This is a genomic window from Tenacibaculum sp. M341 (assembly GCF_004337695.1).
In the GTDB taxonomy this organism is placed as follows: Bacteria; Bacteroidota; Bacteroidia; order Flavobacteriales; family Flavobacteriaceae; genus Polaribacter.
In genome coordinates this window covers 15,224-34,517 of the sequence record NZ_SJXJ01000011.1, presented here as the reverse complement: position 1 = coordinate 34,517, position 19,294 = coordinate 15,224, and the positions used below count along the sequence as shown (strand labels likewise).

General features: G+C 30.2%; 14 protein-coding genes. 9 read left to right on the top strand and 5 right to left on the bottom strand.

Annotation, left to right across the window (positions count from 1 at the left end):
* Positions 1–282 precede the first annotated feature (282 nt).
* Genes EYW44_RS13850 through EYW44_RS13840 form a run of 3 tightly spaced genes read right to left on the bottom strand, consistent with a single transcriptional unit; the run spans position 283 to position 3,563 of the window.
* Positions 283–987, bottom strand: coding sequence for a 16S rRNA (uracil(1498)-N(3))-methyltransferase (locus EYW44_RS13850; RefSeq protein WP_132724266.1), 705 nt, complete (start codon positions 985–987; stop codon positions 283–285).
* A complete protein-coding gene (locus EYW44_RS13845; protein WP_132724265.1) occupies positions 987–2,105 on the bottom strand; it encodes a GNAT family N-acetyltransferase in 1,119 nt (372 codons plus the stop codon). Before EYW44_RS13845 ends, EYW44_RS13850 begins: the two co-directional genes overlap by 1 nt.
* Positions 2,106–2,123: 18 nt before the next feature.
* Positions 2,124–3,563, bottom strand: coding sequence for a transporter (locus EYW44_RS13840; RefSeq protein ID WP_165872227.1), 1,440 nt, complete (start codon positions 3,561–3,563; stop codon positions 2,124–2,126).
* Positions 3,564–3,693: 130 nt separating this feature from the next.
* On the opposite strand from EYW44_RS13840, the gene EYW44_RS13835 reads away from it, so the two are divergent.
* The 7 genes from EYW44_RS13835 to EYW44_RS13805 all read left to right on the top strand — a co-directional run bounded on the left by EYW44_RS13835 (position 3,694) and on the right by EYW44_RS13805 (position 12,357).
* On the top strand, positions 3,694–3,972 hold the full coding sequence (locus EYW44_RS13835; RefSeq protein WP_243643664.1) for a DUF4834 family protein: 279 nt from the start codon (positions 3,694–3,696) through the stop codon (positions 3,970–3,972).
* 2 nt (positions 3,973–3,974) lie between these two features.
* Entirely contained in the window at positions 3,975–6,443 is a 2,469-nt protein-coding gene (locus EYW44_RS13830; RefSeq protein ID WP_132724263.1) for a YfhO family protein, read from the top strand.
* Between the two features lie 7 nt (positions 6,444–6,450).
* A complete protein-coding gene (locus EYW44_RS13825; protein WP_132724262.1) occupies positions 6,451–6,972 on the top strand; it encodes a methyltransferase in 522 nt (173 codons plus the stop codon).
* Between the two features lie 3 nt (positions 6,973–6,975).
* Complete coding sequence (locus EYW44_RS13820) at positions 6,976–8,160, top strand: glycosyltransferase family 4 protein (protein ID WP_132724261.1); 1,185 nt, start codon at positions 6,976–6,978, stop codon at positions 8,158–8,160.
* Positions 8,157–9,443, top strand: coding sequence for a glycosyltransferase family 4 protein (locus tag EYW44_RS13815; RefSeq protein WP_132724260.1), 1,287 nt, complete (start codon positions 8,157–8,159; stop codon positions 9,441–9,443). Before EYW44_RS13820 ends, EYW44_RS13815 begins: the two co-directional genes overlap by 4 nt.
* A 1-nt stretch (position 9,444) precedes the next feature.
* Positions 9,445–10,950 (top strand): lipopolysaccharide biosynthesis protein, encoded by a 1,506-nt coding sequence (locus tag EYW44_RS13810; protein ID WP_132724259.1) that lies wholly within the window; start codon positions 9,445–9,447, stop codon positions 10,948–10,950.
* A 555-nt stretch (positions 10,951–11,505) separates the two neighbouring features.
* Entirely contained in the window at positions 11,506–12,357 is an 852-nt protein-coding gene (locus EYW44_RS13805) for an alpha/beta hydrolase (protein ID WP_132724258.1), read from the top strand.
* Between the two features lie 9 nt (positions 12,358–12,366).
* On the opposite strand, the gene EYW44_RS13800 is transcribed toward EYW44_RS13805, so the two are convergent.
* The gene (locus EYW44_RS13800) at positions 12,367–13,170 is read right to left on the bottom strand and encodes a hypothetical protein (protein WP_132724257.1); all 804 of its coding nucleotides are present in this window, start codon (positions 13,168–13,170) and stop codon (positions 12,367–12,369) included.
* Between the two features lie 75 nt (positions 13,171–13,245).
* Between EYW44_RS13800 and EYW44_RS13795 the strand changes: the two genes are divergently transcribed.
* Positions 13,246–14,952: a hypothetical protein gene (locus tag EYW44_RS13795; RefSeq protein WP_132724256.1), complete on the top strand. Its 1,707-nt coding sequence runs from the start codon at positions 13,246–13,248 to the stop codon at positions 14,950–14,952.
* An 85-nt stretch (positions 14,953–15,037) separates the two neighbouring features.
* On the opposite strand, the gene gcvP is transcribed toward EYW44_RS13795, so the two are convergent.
* Positions 15,038–17,884, bottom strand: coding sequence for an aminomethyl-transferring glycine dehydrogenase (gcvP, locus tag EYW44_RS13790; RefSeq protein WP_132724255.1), 2,847 nt, complete (start codon positions 17,882–17,884; stop codon positions 15,038–15,040).
* A 291-nt stretch (positions 17,885–18,175) separates the two neighbouring features.
* On the opposite strand from gcvP, the gene EYW44_RS13785 reads away from it, so the two are divergent.
* Positions 18,176–18,994, top strand: a complete 819-nt coding sequence (locus tag EYW44_RS13785) for a hypothetical protein (protein ID WP_132724254.1) — start codon at positions 18,176–18,178, stop codon at positions 18,992–18,994.
* Positions 18,995–19,294 lie beyond the last annotated feature (300 nt).

Here is a 19,294-nt window from a genome sequence, read left to right as displayed (position 1 = left end):
ATTGAAAATTGTTTAATGAAATAGATAATATCATTAATGAAAGGAACAATAAACTTTTGTCTTTTCCATATTTTGAAAAAAACATAATTAAGCTTAAGCCAAATCCGATTGTAGAACTAATTAACAAGAACAGGTTGAAAAGATCAGCAGTATTCAATTGTTTTCGAGGGTATTTAATTAGATATTAACGATATAAATTTAATGAATTTTAAAATTAAAAGAAATAATTTGGTGTTTATTTTTTGTTTTTTTTAACAGTTACTGTACAATAAACTAAAAAAGTTAATTAATAATATGTATTGTATGTGTAGCTACTAAAGCAGCTGTTTCAGTTCTTAATCTGCTTTTACCTAAAGAAATTGGTTGGAAGTTTTTTACCTCAGATTCTTTTATTTCTTTATTAGAGAAATCACCCTCAGGACCTATAAGAATAGTTATTTTATCTTTTGTATTAGAAAATGTTTTCAAAGGTTTTTTATCACCAGTTTCACAGTGAGCAATGCAAAGTATTCCATCAGTATTGTTCGTGATAAAGTCAGAGAACTTTACAGGTGGGTTTATAGTTGTTTTAGTGTACTTAAGAGATTGTTTCATTGCAGCAAGCATAATTTTCTCTAAGCGTTCTGTTTTTACTACTTTTCTTTCTGAATTATCACAAATGATAGGTGTAATTTCATCAATGCCAATCTCTGTAGCTTTTTCAACAAACCATTCTAAACGATCCATGTTTTTGGTAGGAGCAATAGCTATGTGTAAATGATAATTCCATTCTTTTTCTTTTTGAATAGCAGTTACCACATTCGCAACACATTTTTTATCACTAGCAATAATAACTTCAGCAGTTACTAAAACACCATTTCCATTTGTTATATGTAAAGTGTCGCCCTCTTTTTTACGTAATACTTTAATAATATGACGACTTTCTTCTTTGCTAAAGATGATTTCTTTAGTTTCTAAATCAATATTTGGGTTATAAAAAAGCTGCATTATAAATCTAATCTGTAAGTTCTTCTTCTTTTATGTGTTTCTGGATTAAAATGTGACCATAATTTATGGATTGCTGTATTTTCTTCAAGTTCAGGAGTACGAATACAGTATTTGATGTTTTTGTCTTCTAAGGTTCTGTAAAAGGCTTCAAAAATAAGTGCTGTTACTCCTTTATTTTGGTATTCAGGATCTACACCAATCAAATAAAAAGTAACGTTTTGCGATTTTTTTCTGGCTTTTAATAAATGAAATATGCCAAAAGGGAATAATTTACCTTTTACTTTTTGTAAAGCTTCCGAAAAAGAAGGCATAATAATAGCAAATGCAATTATTTTATTGTCTTTATCCACTACAAATTTTATGTATTCAGGATTTATAAAGCTGATATATTTCTTTTTAAAAAACTCTATTTGAGCGTCAGAGATAGGAACGTAGGTTGAAAGTTTATTGTAAGTTTTACTAAATACTTCAAACATTTCATCTACATAAGGCATAATATCTTTGGTAGCAGTAAAGTTCAGTGGTTTTACTTGATATCTTTTCTGAATAATTTTACTCGCCTTAACATATTTATCTATGTTAATATCGTCAAATAAGAATCTGTTTTCTAGATATTCTTTTTCTTTAACAAAGCCTAAAGCTTCTAAGTGTGTTTTATAATATGGGTGATTGTACCAAGTTATCATAGTACCAATGGTATCAAAACCATCAATTAATACACCAGTTTTATCTAAATTGTTAAAACCAATAGGACCTTCTATGTATTCAAGATTATTGGCAAGCGCAATTTCTTTTACTTTATTAATAAGAGCTTTAGAAACCTCAATGTCATCAATAACATCAAACCATCCAAATCTCATTTTTTTTATGTTTTGTTGATTTACTTCGTAAGTGTTGATAATTGCAGCAACTCTACCTACAATTTTATTGTTTTTACGAGCTACAAAAAAAGAAGCATTTGCTTGTTCAAAAACAGGGTTTTTTGTTTTATCAAAGCTTGCAATTTCATCGTTAATAATAGGAGGTACCCAGTATTTATTGTCTTTATATAATGAAAAAGGAAACAAAACAAATTGTTTCATTTCCTTTTTGGTTTTTATTTCTTGTAGTTTAATCATACCACAAAAATATCATTTCTAATCGTCTTTTTTATCTTTCTCTTTCTTCTTTTCTTTTTCTTCTTCCTTTTTTAATTCCTCTTCTAATTTCTTAATTTCTTTTTCTAGCTTTTCTTCTTCTTTCTTCTTTTTCTCTTCAGCTTCTTTCTTTTTCTTTTCTTCTTTATATTTCTGGTTCAATTTTTCTTCTTCCTCTTTTTTCAATTCCTCTTCAAGCTTCTTTATTTCTTTTTCTAATTTAGCTTGCTCTTTAGCTTTTTGTTTAGCCTCTTTAGCTTTATCTTTTTCAAGTTTTCTTTTAGCTTTTTCTTCATCTTTTATTCTTTTCTTCTCCGCCTTCTTGTCTTCTTTAATTGTTTTCTTTTTAGCTTTTTCATCTTTCTTAGTAAGATCATCTAAAATAGATTTCTGACGAGTTCGTCCTCTAGGTTTAATTTCATCTTCAGTAGGTGCTTCTTTACCTTCATCCATTTGAACCTCTCTCTTATCTTTTTTCTTGAAAATACCTTTAATTTTATCAATTAATCGTCCAAAGAAACCTTTGTTATAGGTTTGTTGTTCATCATCTTCAATCTTATTACCAACTTCATCTAATTCATCATATTGGTCAACATGTCTGTTTAATCTATATGAAACTCCAACACTCGCATAATATCCCACAGTACTTTCTTGAAAAGTAGCTCTTAATGATGAGTTGATTTGTAAATCTCGACTAAATAAATATGCAGCACCAAATCCAACATTACTTTGACTTTCGTTTTTATTGAATAAGGTTTGGTGTTCAGCAAAACCAGACCATCTTTGATTAAAGTTATAAGTACCCGTAACAATGTATGAAAGTTCAGGCAATTCACTACCTATGTAATTATAATAAACGTTGGTAATTAAATTAAATTGATTTGAAAACTCATTTTGAAGTAACACACCTACTTTTGGTGTAATGCCACCACGTTCTTGATAATCGTTTAAAAACGAACCAAAATTAATACCAGCATAACCAGCAACATGAGGAATCCATCGTTTCCAATCAAAACCATGTCTTTTTCTCCAACTTCTAATTTCTTTTCCTTTGTCTGCATATTTAGGAACGTAAGCTAAATATTTTGCCCCTATAGTAAATTGACCAAAACCAAATTCTGAATATGATGATTGAAACACATTTGTAAATGCAAATGTACTAGACTGTAAAGAGGTTGATAAATTGAATTCTAATTTTTCATCTAATAGTCCCATTCTGTAATGCAAATCTAAACCAGTAGCTTGCGGATTACTAAAAAGAGGATCTTGTGCCTCAAATTTTCGGTTAAAAAGACTAGATTCTAATTGATAAATACCAATACCTACACTATACGGGCTTTCAGAAAACCCTGGTCTGTTAGAGTTAATTACGTCTGTATATTGAGAAAATAATGACGTGGTTAACAATAAAAAAAGTACACTTAAAATTCGCTTAATCATATTCAACATTAACATATAAGGGTAATACAAACATACAGTAAAAAAAATCAATAACGTAAGTTTACCAAACTATTAACGCTTGGTTTTGGATCAAATTGTTATTTTTGGTTGTTTTTTTATTAAAACATGTATGTTAGAAATTCACCAAGCTGGTCCTATGAGTCTTATTAGAACAATATTAATATTACTTTTCATCTACTATGCATTTAAGTTTTTAGCTAAACTATTTGGTCCGTATATACTGAAAAAAGCAGTTAATAAAATGGAGCAAAAAGCTAGAAAACAATATCAACAAGATAATAAAAATAATGTAAAAGTAGGAGAAACTATAATAGATAAAAAACCAAAATCGCACCAACAATCAAACAATGGAGTGGGTGAGTATATAGATTTTGAAGAAATCGACTAACAATGAAAATCAACAAATTTCTACCCTATGTAGGTGCACTTATACTTTTTGTAATTGCATCTCTACTGTATTTTAATCCAGTTTTAAGCGGAAAACAAATCAAGCAAAGCGATATTACTCAGTATATCGGTATGGCAAAAGAGATGAACGATTTCCGAAAAGAGAAAAAAGAAGAACCTTATTGGGTTGGGAATGCTTTTAGCGGAATGCCTTCATACCAATTAGGAGCACGCTTTCCTAATGATTTTGTAAAACAAATAGATTACGGTTTACGTTTTTTACCACGTCCTGCAGATTATTTGTTTTTATATTTCGTAGGATTCTTCTTATTGCTAACAGCATTAAAAGTAGATTGGAAACTAGCAATATTAGGTAGTTTGTCCTTTGGGTTTTCTACTTATTTAATTATAATTTTTGGTGCAGGGCACAATGCGAAGGCACATGCAATTGCTTATATGCCTGCTGTTTTAGCGGGAGTTTTATATGTTTTTCAAAAAAGATATTTACTCGGCTTTATTGTTACTTCACTAGCAATGGCATTAGAAATATGTGCCAATCATATACAAATGACTTATTATTTAGGTTTTTGTTTATTGATTTTAGGAATTGTTGAAGCCATTGAAGCGTTTAAAAACAAGCAACTTCCAACATTTGCTAAACAAGTAGCATTATTATTAGTTGCTTTTATTATTGGTATTGGTACAAATGCTACACGATTATTATCTACAAAAGAATATGCAAACTTTAGTACAAGAGGAAGTTCAGAATTAACAATCAATTCTGATGGAAGCCAAAAAGAAAAAGTTTCAGGACTAGATAAATCATATATAACAGAGTACAGTTACGGCATATCAGAAACATTTAATTTGTTTATTCCTCGTTTTATGGGAGGAGGAACAGTAGAGAAATTAGGAGAAGATTCTGAGTTTTATAAAACACTAGCTCAAAATGCAAATCCGAAAGTAGCCAGAGAATATTCTAGTCAGGTATTAACTTATTGGGGAACCCAACCTATTGTTGAGGCACCTGCGTACATTGGAGCAATTATTATCTTTTTATTTTTCTTAGGAGCTTTTTTAGTAGATGGAAAATTAAAATACTGGTTAGTAGCCACAACAATTTTTTCAATTTTATTAAGCTGGGGAAAGAATTTTGCACCCTTAACAAATTTTTTTATAGACTATGTTCCGTTATATAATAAGTTTAGAGCAGTTTCTTCTATTCAAGTAATAGCGGAGCTTTGTATACCAGTATTGGCTATTTTGGGGCTAAAGTCTTTTTTCTTTGGTGAGAAAACAAATGAAATAAAATTCAAATCACTAAAATTAGCAGTATTCATTACAGGAGGAATCGCATTATTCTTTATGGTCTTTGGAGGTAGTTTATTTGCTTTTGAAGGAATTAGAGATGGACAATATGATCAATTACCTGAATTGGTTGATGCATTACGATATGATAGAAAGTCGATGTTGTTTTACGATAGTCTTCGTTCGTTGGTTTTAATTTTATTATCAGCCGGAGCACTGTGGGCATATTTAAATCAGAAACTAAAATTAGTACCAGTAATCTTTGGTCTAGGTGCTTTAATTTTATTCGATTTATTATCTGTTGATTTAAAATATGTAAATGAAGAAGATTTTACTTCAGCAAGAAAAGTAAACAAACCATTTGTAGCTAACGAAGCAGATAAGCAAATTTTAAAAGATAAAACCCACTACAGAGTAGCTAATTTTACAGCTAACTTAATGAATGAAGGGCGAACATCTTATTTCCATAAATCTATTGGTGGATATCATGCAGCAAAAATGATGCGCTACCAAGAATTGTTTGAATATGCGATTGGTGATGAATTATCAGGAGTAATTGGTATACTTAATCAAAGAGATTCTATAGCTTATAAACTAGAGCAAGCAGATTTTGGAGTGCTAAATATGTTGAATACCAAATACTTTATTTTAAGTGATGCTGATGTTTTAGAAAATAAAAAAGCAAATGGTAATGCATGGTTTGTAAATGCTTTAAAATTAGCGAATACAGCCAATGAAGAAATTTTAGCATTACAAACTTTGAATACTAAAAAAGAAGCTGTTGTTAGTAAAAGCACTTATAAAGGAACTACAACTTTTGAAAATGATACTTTAGCAACTATTAGCTTAAAAGATTACAAACCAAACCATATAACTTATGAAAGTAATACAACTAGCAATCAGTTTGCTGTGTTTTCTGAAGTATATTATAAAGATGGTTGGAATGCTTATATTGATGGAAAGTTAACGCCATATTATCAAGTAGATTATGTGTTAAGAGGAATGGAAGTTCCAGCAGGAAAGCATACCATAGAATTTAAATTTGAACCACAAGTAATACAACAAGCTAGTATTATTTCGTTAGTGTTTTTTGTGTTAATGATTATCATACCAATAGGTTGGTTTATTTTCAATAAAAAGAAAACACAAACAACAGAATCTTAAAAGAATCATGTACGATAAATTACCAAAAAAGCGTTACAATCAAACGCTTGATTTATTAAAAAGAGTATTGCCAGCTCCGGCCACAGTGCTAGATTTAGGTGTTAGAAATCCGTTCAGTGAAATTATGGAGCAACATGGTTACACTGTTTTTAATACTGAAGGAGAAGATTTAGATATTGTTCCTGAAATAGTGAAGAAACATAAAGTAGATGCTGTTACTTCTTTTGAAATATTTGAACACTTATTATCGCCTTTTAATGTGTTACAGCAAATAGAGTGTGATAAGTTAATAACCACAGTGCCTTTAAAATTATGGTTTTCGTCAGCATACAGAAGTAAAACAGATATGTGGGACAGGCATTACCATGAGTTTGAAGACTGGCAATTTGATTGGTTGTTAGAAAAGTCGGGTTGGGATATTAAAGAAACTCAAAAATGGACCAATCCAACCAATAAAATAGGAATAAGACCTATTTTAAGAAAATTTACACCAAGATATTACGCGGTTTATGCCGAAAGAAAAAAATAGCCGATGCGAATAGGAATGATTTTGGATAAAGAATATCCGCCAGACCCTAGAGTAGAGAATGAAGCCATTGAATTGATTAAGCAAGGTCATGATGTTTTTTTATTCTGTTTAACTTATGGAAATGAAAAGTTAGAAGAAATAGTGCAAGGTATTAACGTTCGACGTTATAAAACCAACAAACTAGAGTATAAGTTATCTGCATTAGCATATACTTTTCCCTTTTATGATTGGTTTATGAAACCTAAAATAAAAGACTTTGTACTTAAAAATAAAGTGGATGCTATACACATTCATGATATGCAAATTGCATCAGCAGTTTTCAAGGCAAATACGAGTACTAAATTACCAACAGTATTAGATTTGCATGAAAACAGACCGGAAATCATGCGCTTTTATCCGCATTTACAAAAGACGTATGGAAAGTTGTTGATTTCGATAGACAAGTGGATAAAAAAGGAAGAAGAATTTGTTAGAAAAGCTACCAAAGTTGTAGTAGTAACCGATCATGCTAAACAAGAATTAGTGGATAGAGTAGGAGTTACTGCTGATAAAATATATGCTGTACCCAATACAATTCGTCCATCTTTTTATGAAGGAGCAGCAAAACCAATTTCATATCAAAAAGAATCAGACGATTTTACCATTTTATATTTAGGAGATACTGGAACTCGAAGAGGCTTAAAAACAGTTGTTTTAAGTCTGTTAAAACTTAGAGACGAGAAAAATATTACTAATATAAAATTTGTTGTAATAGGGAAACCTAGTAATTACTTGGAAAAGTTAGTTGCAGATAATAAGTTAGAGAATCAGGTGAAATTAATGGGGTGGCAAATAGATACCACTTTTCCTGAATGGATTCGTGTAAGTGATCTTTGTGTTTCACCATTACATAGAAATATTCATCATGATACTACCTATGCGAACAAGATTTTCCAATACATGAGTTTAGGAAAACCGTTATTGGTAAGTGATGCTACAGCGCAAGAAGATGTAGTTAAAAATAATGGAGCAGGTTTAATTCATACTGCTAAAGATGTAGAAGGTTTTACAGAACAGTTATTAAAATTGTATTCAGATAAGGAATTAAGAGAAGCTTTAGGTAACAGCGGAAAAGAGTTTGTTAGATCAAGTTTTACTTGGGATAAAACCTCTAAAGAGTTGATTGAACTTTATAAAAAATTAGATTGAAAGTAGTAATTGTAACATATTATTGGCCTCCAGCAGGCGGACCAGGAGTACAACGTTGGTTAAAGTTTGTAAAATATCTTAGAAATTTTGGAATAGAACCAGTAGTTTTTACTGCTGATAATCCGTATTACCCAACAATAGATGCTTCTTTAGCAGAAGATGTGCCAGAAGGAATAGAGATTATTAAATGTCCTATTTTTGAGCCCAATAATATAGTTGCTAAATTAAAGAAGAGTGAAGCACAGAAGAGTGCAGGTTTTTTAGATCCGAATCCTTCATTTTTTGCTAAAGTGTTGTTGTACATTAGAGCAAATTACTTCATTCCAGATGCACGCATGTTTTGGGTAAAACCATCTGTAAAAAAGCTAAAAAAATACATTTCTGAAGAAAATATAGATTTGGTAATAACTACAGGACCACCACACAGTTTGCATTTAATTGGAAAAAAATTAAAAGAGCAATTAGGTGTAAAGTGGTTAGCAGATTTCAGAGATCCGTGGACAAGCATTGATTATTTTCATTTATTACCATTAACTAAATCGGCACGAAAAAAGCACTTCAGAATGGAAGAAGAAGTGGTAAGAAGTGCGGATAGTGTATTGATGGTGAGTAATCATGCTCAAGAAAAATATAAAGAATTTGCGAAAGAGATTAATGTAATTACCAATGGTTTTGATACAGAAGTCTCTTTAGAAGATGAAGAAATAACAATAGATACCAAGTTTTCAATTACGCATATTGGATCTATGAATTCCGAGAGAAATCCTAAAATATTATGGGAAACGCTCTCAGAATTGTGTAAAGAAGATGCTGTTTTTGCTGAAGATTTAGAGCTGAAGTTAATAGGTAAGTTAGATGATACTATTTGGAATGAAGAAATAGCTCCACGTAATTTTAAAAATGTAGCTCGTATTCCATATGTACCGCATACAGCAGCTAAAAAATATCAAAGACAAGCACAGGTTTTATTAATTGTGGTAAATGATTATCCGAGCGCAAAAGAAATGATTCCTGGTAAAACTTTCGAGTGTTTACAAGCACAACGTCCTATTTTGGCATTTGCACCAGAAGATGGAGATTTATCAGCAATTTTAGAGGAAACAACAGCAGGTGTAGCGATTGATTTTTCAAACAAAGAAAAAGTAAGAGAAGAAATTTTAAAATTATACGCTGAATACAAAAAGGGAAGTTTACAAGTAAATATTCGTAACTTAGATACGTATCATCGTAAAAACTTAACAGAAAAATTGTCAATCATTATTAAAGATTTAATTCAAAAATAGTTTGGGAATAGTTTTAAAACAATCGTTTAAGAATACATTAATCATTTATCTAGGGTTTTTAATTGGTGGATTAAACACCATTTTCTTTTATCCGAATATTTTAGGTGATACTTTTCAAGGTATAATAACAGTTTTATTAGCGTATTCCAACTTAATAATGCCTATTATGGCTATGGGAGTACATTATACCATTATTAAGTTTTTTTCAGTATACCAAACAAAAGAAGAAAAAGACAAGTTTTTATCCCTAGCTATTTTTTTACCACTTTTATTAGCGTTACCAATTGGTTTTTTATGGAATAGTATTCAAGAATTTATTATCAATCATTTAGTAGATGAGAAAAATAAAGGAATACACAATTATACTAATGTTATTTACATTGTAGCAATTTGTTGTGCTTATTTTGAGGTGTTTTATGCATGGGCAAAAGTGCAACTGAAAACTGTTTTAGGTAACTTTTTAAAAGAGTTTTATAACCGAGCAGCCATACTAATTTTACTAGTAGCAGTGTATTTTGGTTGGATTACTAAAACAGAGTTTGCTTTTTATTTAACGGGTTTTTATATTGTAAGAACTATCATAATGATGGTGTATGCTTTTTCGGTTTACTTTCCTAAGCTCAACTTTAAATTACCTAAAAACTACAAAGAAATCGTTTTATTCTCTTCTTTTATCATCTTAGCAGGTAGCGCAGGTGCATTGATTTTAGATATTGATAAAGTAATGGTAATTGGTAAAGAGACTTTTAAAGCCGCAGCGTATTATACAGTAGCTGTTTTTATCGGTTCTTTTATTGAAGCACCTAGTAGAGCGATGAATCAAATTCTTCAACCATTAACATCTAAATCACTGAATGAAAATGACGATAAAGAAGTGGAAAGTTTATACAAGAAGAGTTCTATTAATTTATTAGTGGTTGGTGGATTGTTTTTTTTATTAATCAATTGTAATGTTGTAGAATTATTTAAAATAATGCCTCCTGGTTATGAACAAGGTGTTTTTGCTGTTTTACTGATTTCTATTGCTAAACTATATAATATGATTTTAGGGAATAACGGATCAATATTAGCAAACTCTAAATTTTATAAAATTACTTTGCCTATAGGTTTAGGTTCTGCATTGGTAGTGTATCTTTTAAACGTATTATTTTATCATAAAATTGATATGAGTACTGATGGTTTGGCATTGGCAACTTTGTTAACGATCATTATATTTAATAGTTTCAAATTAATATTTGTGCACTATAAGTTGAAAATGAATCCGTTTACTAACAAAACGGGAGTTGCTTTTCTATTAATCATTGTATTATTTTTTGTGTTCTATTTTTGGAATTTTTCTATACCAGAGATTCACTTAAGTATTTACAGTAAAAAACTTCCATTGCATCCAATATTTAATATCATTCTAAAAACCTTATTAATAGTTCCTGTATATCTATTTTTAATGGTGAAATTTCAGGTATCAGACCAAATCAATGCTTTAGTGAATAGATTTGTAAAAAGATAATTTTTTTATTTTTTTGATTATAAGTGTTTAAACTGTTTTTATTAAGTTTTAGTTTATAACTGATGTGTTATAATATGTTAATAAAAAGCGATTTTAGTTGTAGTGTTGATTGTAAAAAACTTCTTTTCTTTGTGAATTGTTTAAGATTTTTTTAACACTATAAGGAATATGCTAATCAAGAATAATCAGTTTATTTGTTATAGCTATTAAAGAACTTTAAATTATCCTCAATCAAACAATTTTTAGTAAAAAATTGATTATATGGTTTTGCCGTACAGTCAACATATAACAATATAACTCAAATAAACGGAGGGGAACATATATAATACAGTTAGTTTTTTGAAGGGTTGGTTAACTAACGTTGTCTCAAAGTTTTTTGACCGCAATTATTCTTTAATTGCGGTTTTTTTATGTTTTTATTCTTACTTCGACTTCTAATATTTATGCCAATAATATTAAATGGTGATTTATTACCATACAAAGTAAATTATAATTTCATATTGTATTTGTAAAATAGTTATCTTGATAGAACTTTCTATTTAACTAACTATTATCATGCAAATACAACAAATAAAAATAAACGACTTAGAGTTTGATTGTAGAGTATCTGGAGATCAACAAAACGAATTAGTAATATTACTTCATGGTTTTCCGGAGACATCTCACATGTGGATTGAATTAATGAATACTTTAACTTCTATGGGATTGTTTTGTGTAGCTCCTAATATGAGAGGTTACAGTAAAAATGCTTGTCCTAAAGGAGTCAAAAATTATAAAATGAAATACCTAGTGCAAGACATTGTTGATATTGCTAATTCATTTCATAAAGATAAATTTCATTTAATTGGTCATGATTGGGGTGCGGTAATTGGTTGGAATATAGTACACGATTACAAGGAAAGAATTATTAGTTGGACAGGCTTGTCAGTTCCGCATATTGAAGCTTTCTTTAAAGCCTTAGAAACCGATAAAGAACAGCAACAAAAAAGTAGTTATATTAAGTTGTTTTCACTTCCGTTTATTCCTGAAATGAGAATACGAAAAAATGATTTCGAAAAGTTTAGAAATCTTTGGAAAAATAGTACTCCAGAAGAAGTAACAGATTATTTATCGGTGTTTAGAAATAAGAAGTCCTTAACAGCTGCCCTAAATTATTATAGAGCAAATGTAGGAAAAGGTAAAACAACGCCTATTGGAAACATTGAAATACCTACTTTGTTTATTTGGGGGAACAAAGATTTAGCAATTGGAGGAGTATCTGTTGAAAACGGACATCAATATATGAAAGGAGATTATATATACAAAGAGGTAAACGGTGGACATTGGTTAATGCAAACAAATTATACGGAAGTTACAACTGCAATTACGGAGCATATTTCAAAATACAAAACAGTTTTAGTTGATTAAATAGGTAAACTATTTTAATTGTATATGAATATGATCATCGTGTCTAACAGCTTTACAGCCATGATATCTAATCTTTTGGTTGTTTAGTTGTAGTCGATGTTTTAGGTGTGGTTCTATAAATATTTTTCCTAATTCTTTTTGGCGAAGTAATGTTTTTATAAGTATGCTATTGCCTTTATTTGAAAAAACAAGTTGTGTATTAATGCTACCAAGAGTTAAGTATTTTGGAAAATCATATTGAAAGTATCCTTTTTTTAAGCAAACAGCTACTTGATTGTACTCATTAGGTTTTGGATTTTCAAATACTCCATAACCGCTAATAGATTTTTGTTCGTTAGATATTTGTCCAGTCGTATCTTCATATATCAAGCTAAGGTCAATTTTTTCACCATCATTATGACTTAAATGTGGAGCTAGTGGAAATTTATCTAAAAAAGGAAAATTAGCATCTAAATAATGAATATTAATATTATTAGGTAGTGCTTCCGCTGTATTCTGTATGAGTGCATTCAATTTAGGAGTTACATAATTTCTGTTCAGTAAAACTGTAAAGTAATTGGTAGCTTGGATTTTTGTTGTATGAGTTACTTTTTCTCTTCCGAAGATAGGAGCTATGCATGGAACAACATAAAGCGTTGCAAATAGGTATAAAATTAGAAAACTTAACATTGGTTTAAACCTAGACTTCCATTGCCATTTAAAATTAATGAGTTTACTAATTAAATACACAATTCCTCCAATTTGAGTAATAATTGTTAGTACAGAAAAGAGTAAAAAAGGTATTATTATTTTAGGTATTAATTTGATTTTCATAGCTTCTTGTTTTAGAATGTGTATTTTCGGCAATCGAAATTTAAATAATATATGAAAAATAATAAACTAAATTTTATGAGAAAAGTTGCATTCTTCATCTTAATTTTTTGTTGTACAGGAGTTTTTTCTCAAAAAGCAAAAGCAGAAGGAGTATATGTTTCTAGTTGGCAAATCCCTAAAGTAGTAATTCCTGCAAAGTTGTCAACGTATAGTGTTGCTGAAATTACTGAGAACCCTAATATTAAGGTTTTTATAGATAAAGATTATGAAGCAAAGCCTCCTACTACAATAAAAAATTTCAAAAATGATATAGTAGAAAAGTTTTTACGAAAAGTACGATTAAGACAATTTAAGTACGTTGAAAGTGGTGGTGATTTAAACTTTAAAGTTGTTCGTAATTCAATAACGGTTTTTCTTAAAACTGAAAAAAAGAAAAGCAATCGATCAAGTGAACCAGATACTTACGATGCTAAAATAATGAGTGATGTGAGTATTGAATTACAAATTTTAGATAATCAAGGTGCTGTAATTACTACAATTAAAGAGAAAGATGAAGGTAAATTAATAGACCGTAATGAGCAGAGTGAGAGTAAAGCAAAAGAGTATGTACTTAAAGAATTTAAGAAAAACGATGATAAGTATTTGAACAGTGCTCTTAGTAATCATAACCAAGCTTTGCATAATCTTTTGGAGAAAATAATTAAAGAGATTGATTACACATTAGCTAAAGAAAGAATGAATCTTTTTATTATAAAAAAAGCGGAGAAGTATAAAGCAGAAAAGGTTAATGAGTTAGTAGCAAAATTACAGACAATTAATAATAATAGTTTTTATCCTGAAGACGCTGAGTTTATGAATTCAGTAAAAGAAGTAATTGTAGCTTTTGAAAAGTTATTGCCAAATTTTGATGAAAAGGATAAAAAACAAAAAAGAATAGTTTGGGCTATTTTATCTAATATCTCTGCTTGTCATTATATGTTACAAGATTATAAAACAGCAGTATCTTTTGCTACTAAAAGAGAAGCGTTGAAGTATAAAAAACGCTATGTGTATAACAAAGAAATGGCGAGTCATAAACTAGAAGTGATAGCTAAATATGATGCTAATCCAAATAAGAGAGATAAAAAAACATATAATTTTTATATGGGAGTGGATAATGCAGAAGGTTACAATGCAACAGTAGGAATGGCTTATAAATATATCAGTTATTTTGCAGATGTCTTTTTTGTAAAAGAAGCAAGTGTAGGTTTATTATTAACCAATCCAGCTTTCTACCAAGATTTTATGCATAAAAAAGTAAAATTACTTAAAAGAAAAAAGAAAAAGTTTTTTGATAAAGAGATACTCAATGAAATGATTACTTATGCAAACAATAACAACAATCTACTGTTTTACGATAAATATTCACGTGTAAAAATCCGTGAAAACCTAAAAGACATAGATTCAAAAGTAGATGAATTGTGTGATTTTTACAATGCTAGTGGTTTTGAAAAAAAACTATTTGTAGCATTAATTAAAAAAGCATCAGATACTTTTTTGCAGTATAATTTTGATGATTATAAGAGTAATAAAGAGTTGAACAAAGAATTAGCAGATATGTTGTTAAAGTATGAGTTTAATAGGTATGGTAATGAACGAAGAAATTATGGAGATGTAATTTATTCAGAACTAATGAAAGAAATAAACTCTAAAGATTATTCTGTAAAAGAATATTCTCAAAAAGAATTGATAAAGTACATAAGAGGTTATATCAACTTTGCATCTGGTCTTATAGATGGATAGTATAATTTCAGACTTATAAAATAAAAACCTCACTTAAAAGTGAGGTTTTTTTATATGTTATAAAAACATGTATGTTTTCAATGAATTAATCCATATAATCTTCAATCGGATTACAAGAACAAATTAAGTTACGATCACCGTAAGCATCATCTACTCTACGTACTGAAGGCCAAAACTTGTTGTCAGCTATATACGGTAACGGAAAAGCAGCTTGTTTACGAGTATAAGGTAACGTCCACTCATCAGCAGTTAACATTTCTTGTGTGTGTGGAGCATTTTTTAATACATTGTTAGCGTCTTCTTTAGTAGCAGCCTCAATTTCTTTACGAATAGAAATTAATGCGTCACAAAAACGATCTAATTCAGTAATACTTTCACTTTCAGTAGGCTCTACCATAATAGTTCCTGCCACAGGGAAAGAAACCGTAGGTGCATGGAAACCATAGTCCATTAAACGTTTAGCAATATCAACTACCTCAATACCTTTTTGTTTAAACTCACGACAATCTAAAATCATTTCGTGTGCAGCACGTCCCATTTCACCAGTATATAAAGTACTAAAATGACCTTGTAAACGCTCTTTCATGTAATTGGCATTTAAAATGGCAATTTTAGTAGAGTCTGTAAGTCCTTTAGAACCTAACATAGTAATATATCCGTAAGAAATTAAACAAGCTAAAGCAGATCCCCAAGGAGCAGCTGAAATAGCAGTAATTGCATTTTCACCACCTGTAGTAATTACAGGATTAGTAGGTAAGAAAGGAACTAATTGTGGAGCTACACATATTGGACCTACACCAGGACCACCACCTCCGTGAGGAATAGCAAATGTTTTGTGTAAGTTTAAGTGACAAACATCAGCACCTATGGTAGCAGGATTTGTTAATCCTACCTGTGCATTCATGTTAGCACCATCCATATATACCTGTCCACCGTTATCGTGAATAATTTGCGTAATTTCTTTAATCGCCTTTTCAAATACTCCGTGAGTAGAAGGATAGGTAACCATTAAAGCAGCTAAATTATCTTTGTGTAATTCTGCCTTTGCTTTTAAATCTTCTACATCAATATTTCCACGTTCATCAGTTTTAGTAACTACTACTTTCATACCGGCCATTACAGCAGATGCTGGGTTAGTACCGTGCGCAGAAGCAGGAATTAAACAGATGTTTCTATGAGTATCTCCATTAGCTAAGTGATAAGCTCTAATCACCATTAAACCAGCAAACTCTCCTTGTGCACCAGAATTTGGTTGTAATGATGTGGCTGCAAAACCAGTAACAACATTTAATTGTTGTTCTAAATTTTTAAGAACAGTTTGATATCCTTCAGCTTGATTTAAAGGAACAAAAGGGTGAATATTTCCCCATTGAGGATTACTTAAAGGAAGCATTTCTGAAGCTGCATTTAACTTCATAGTACACGATCCTAAAGAAATCATAGAGTGATTTAAAGCTAAATCTTTACGCTCTAACTTTTTAATATAACGCATCATGTCTGTTTCAGAGTGATACGTGTTAAATATATCGTTATCTAAAAACGAAGTCGTACGTTTTACAGTATCTGGAATGGCAGTAGTACTAACAAATTCTGTAATAGTAATATCCTGAATATTGAAAGCTTGTTCAAAACAATCAACAATCTTATTAATTTCATTTAAACCAACAGTTTCATTAATAGAGATAGAAACATGGTTGTTATCAATATAATTGAAGTTGATTTCATTGGCTTCAGCAGTAGCTTTTAATTTTTCAGCTTCAACTTCTACAACAATAGTATCAAAGTAAGCTGTGTTTTTTTGTTTGAAACCTAATCTGTCTAAAGCAGCAACTAACGTGTTTGCAGCATTGTGTACACGATTAGCAATGTATTGAATTCCATCTTTACCATGATACACTGCATACATACCAGCCATTACAGCTAATAAAACCTGAGCAGTACAAATATTTGAAGTAGCACGCTCACGTTTAATATGTTGCTCACGTGTTTGTAATGCCATACGTAATGCTCTACCGCCGTCTTTATCCTTGGTAACACCAATAATACGACCAGGAATACTACGCTTGTATGCTTCTTTAGTTGCAAAATAACCAGCGTGAGGCCCTCCATAACCTAAAGGAATACCAAAACGTTGGGTAGTACCAACTACTACGTCTACACCAAAAGAACCTGGCGCTTTTAACACAGCTAAAGATAAAATATCAGCAGCTACGGCTACTTTAATATTTTTATCATTTGCATTAGCTACAAAATCAGCATAATCAAAAACTTGTCCATGTTTTCCAGGGTATTGTAAAATAGCTCCGAAGAAATCATCTTCAAAATTAAACTTTGTATGATCACCAATCACTAATTCAATACCAATAGGAATAGCACGAGTTTGTAATACCGATAACGTTTGCGGTAAAATTTCTTGAGAAACAAAAAATTTGTTAGCACCCGCCTTTTTCTTAGCACGTTCTCTAACATCAAACAACAATGCCATAGCCTCAGCAGCAGCTGTACCTTCATCTAATAAAGAAGCATTTGCAAGCTCCATTCCTGTTAAATCACAAACCATAGTTTGATAATTCAACAAAGCTTCTAATCTTCCTTGTGCAATTTCAGCCTGATAAGGAGTATAGGCAGTATACCATCCCGGGTTTTCTAAAATGTTTCGTTGAATCACACTTGGTAAAATAGCTTCATGATATCCTAAACCAATATAACTTTTAAACACTTTATTTTTAGCACCTAAATCGTTAATATGATTTAAATATTCATATTCGCTAAGTGCATTAGGTAAGTCTAATTCATTTTGCAAACGAATATCATCAGGAATAGTTTCGTAAATTAACTGATCTACACTATCAACACCGATAGCTTTTAACATTGTGTCCTTTTCATTCTCTCTAGGACCAATGTGACGTAATTGAAACGAATTTGTATTCATTAAGTTGTGTTGTTATTTTGGCTGCAAAAATAACGAAATCTTAAATATTTTTTAAACTCCTTGAAACAAGTTTTTAACTATTAAGAATGGTTATGAACAATTTTTATAGCTCAATGATCAATAAACATTTATCAGTTATCAATTTTTAAATGCAAGAATTTATAATTCAAGAGTTTTTTAAGGTAATTTTTTGTGAAAACAGATACAGTTGCTCTCTGTTCAAGAAGAGATAACTAAAGTTGATAATTGTTTATTGGTAATTGATCACTGAAATTATTTTATTTTTGCTGTGTGAAGTTTTTTAAATCAATTTTCGAGTTTTATATCAACTCAAGTATTCATGTAGCACTTGCTGTTTATGCGCTTATTAGAATAACTGAAGCTTATTTTAATTTAGCATACAATGAGTCGTTGAATTATTTTATTTTCTACGGAACCATAACTGGCTATAACTTTGTGAAGTATGCGGGTATTGCTAAATTGCATCATTTGAGTTTGACTAAAAACTTACGGTTAATTCAGATTTTTTCATTGATTTGTTTTGTGTTGATGGTCTATTATGCGTATCATTTACCAGCAAATATTTTAATATCGTTTATTCCTTTCGGAATGTTAACCTTTTTATATGCAGTACCTATTTTTAAAGGCTTGACTCTAAATTTGAGAAATACAGCTTCTGTTAAAATAGTTGTAATAGCACTTGTGTGGGCAGGAGTAACTACGTTAATTCCGTTGATTTCTCAGGGAATTCCATTGGGTTTCAATGGTCTGTTGTATTTTGTAGAGCGATTTTTATTTGTAATTGTATTGACACTTCCTTTTGATATTAGAGATATGAAGTTTGATAAGAAACATTTACAGACCATTCCACAGTTAATAGGTGTTGAAAGAACAAAAAAGTTAGGATTTGTATTGTTAGGAATTATAATGTTGATAGAGTTTTTTGTAGCTCCTAATAGTTCTTTTAAACTACCTTTTATTATGATTTTTATGTTATTGATCTTCCTTTTACAAAGGGCTTCAAGAAATCAAACAAAATACTATGCGTCTTTTTGGGTAGAAGCTGTGCCTGTTTTATGGTTATTATTGATGTTTGGATTAAGTGCTTAGTATAAAGTATATAGTACTGAGTATTGAGTATTGAGATCTGAGTATATTGTACTTTTCAGAATAAGGTTCATTTTTATCTGAGTATTTAAGTTGTTAATAATTGAAGTGTTTAACTTTTTTTAGTCTTTATAAATGGATTAGAATTGTCACATTGAGCGCAGTCGAAATGTATTTGTAGAATTAAATATGTTTTTTTAACAATTCTCTCTAACAACAATGACATTTGAAATCTTATAAAAAGCTTGAAAATTAATGCATAAACCTCATTCATAACTCCTAATTATATTAAAATAAGGATAG

Bases quoted from the DNA above. Each gene is read 5' to 3' on its own strand.
- EYW44_RS13850 (WP_132724266.1), bottom strand. From the start codon at position 987: ATGCAGCTTTTTTATAACCCAAATATTGATTTAGAAACTAAAGAAATC.
- EYW44_RS13825 (WP_132724262.1), top strand. From the start codon at position 6,451: ATGTACGATAAATTACCAAAAAAGCGTTACAATCAAACGCTTGATTTA.
- gcvP (WP_132724255.1), bottom strand. From the start codon at position 17,884: ATGAATACAAATTCGTTTCAATTACGTCACATTGGTCCTAGAGAGAAT.
- EYW44_RS13840 (WP_165872227.1), bottom strand. From the start codon at position 3,563: ATGATTAAGCGAATTTTAAGTGTACTTTTTTTATTGTTAACCACGTCA.
- EYW44_RS13805 (WP_132724258.1), top strand. From the start codon at position 11,506: ATGCAAATACAACAAATAAAAATAAACGACTTAGAGTTTGATTGTAGA.
- EYW44_RS13830 (WP_132724263.1), top strand. From the start codon at position 3,975: ATGAAAATCAACAAATTTCTACCCTATGTAGGTGCACTTATACTTTTT.
- EYW44_RS13835 (WP_243643664.1), top strand. From the start codon at position 3,694: ATGTTAGAAATTCACCAAGCTGGTCCTATGAGTCTTATTAGAACAATA.
- EYW44_RS13795 (WP_132724256.1), top strand. From the start codon at position 13,246: ATGAGAAAAGTTGCATTCTTCATCTTAATTTTTTGTTGTACAGGAGTT.
- EYW44_RS13820 (WP_132724261.1), top strand. From the start codon at position 6,976: ATGCGAATAGGAATGATTTTGGATAAAGAATATCCGCCAGACCCTAGA.
- EYW44_RS13800 (WP_132724257.1), bottom strand. From the start codon at position 13,170: ATGAAAATCAAATTAATACCTAAAATAATAATACCTTTTTTACTCTTT.
- EYW44_RS13845 (WP_132724265.1), bottom strand. From the start codon at position 2,105: ATGATTAAACTACAAGAAATAAAAACCAAAAAGGAAATGAAACAATTT.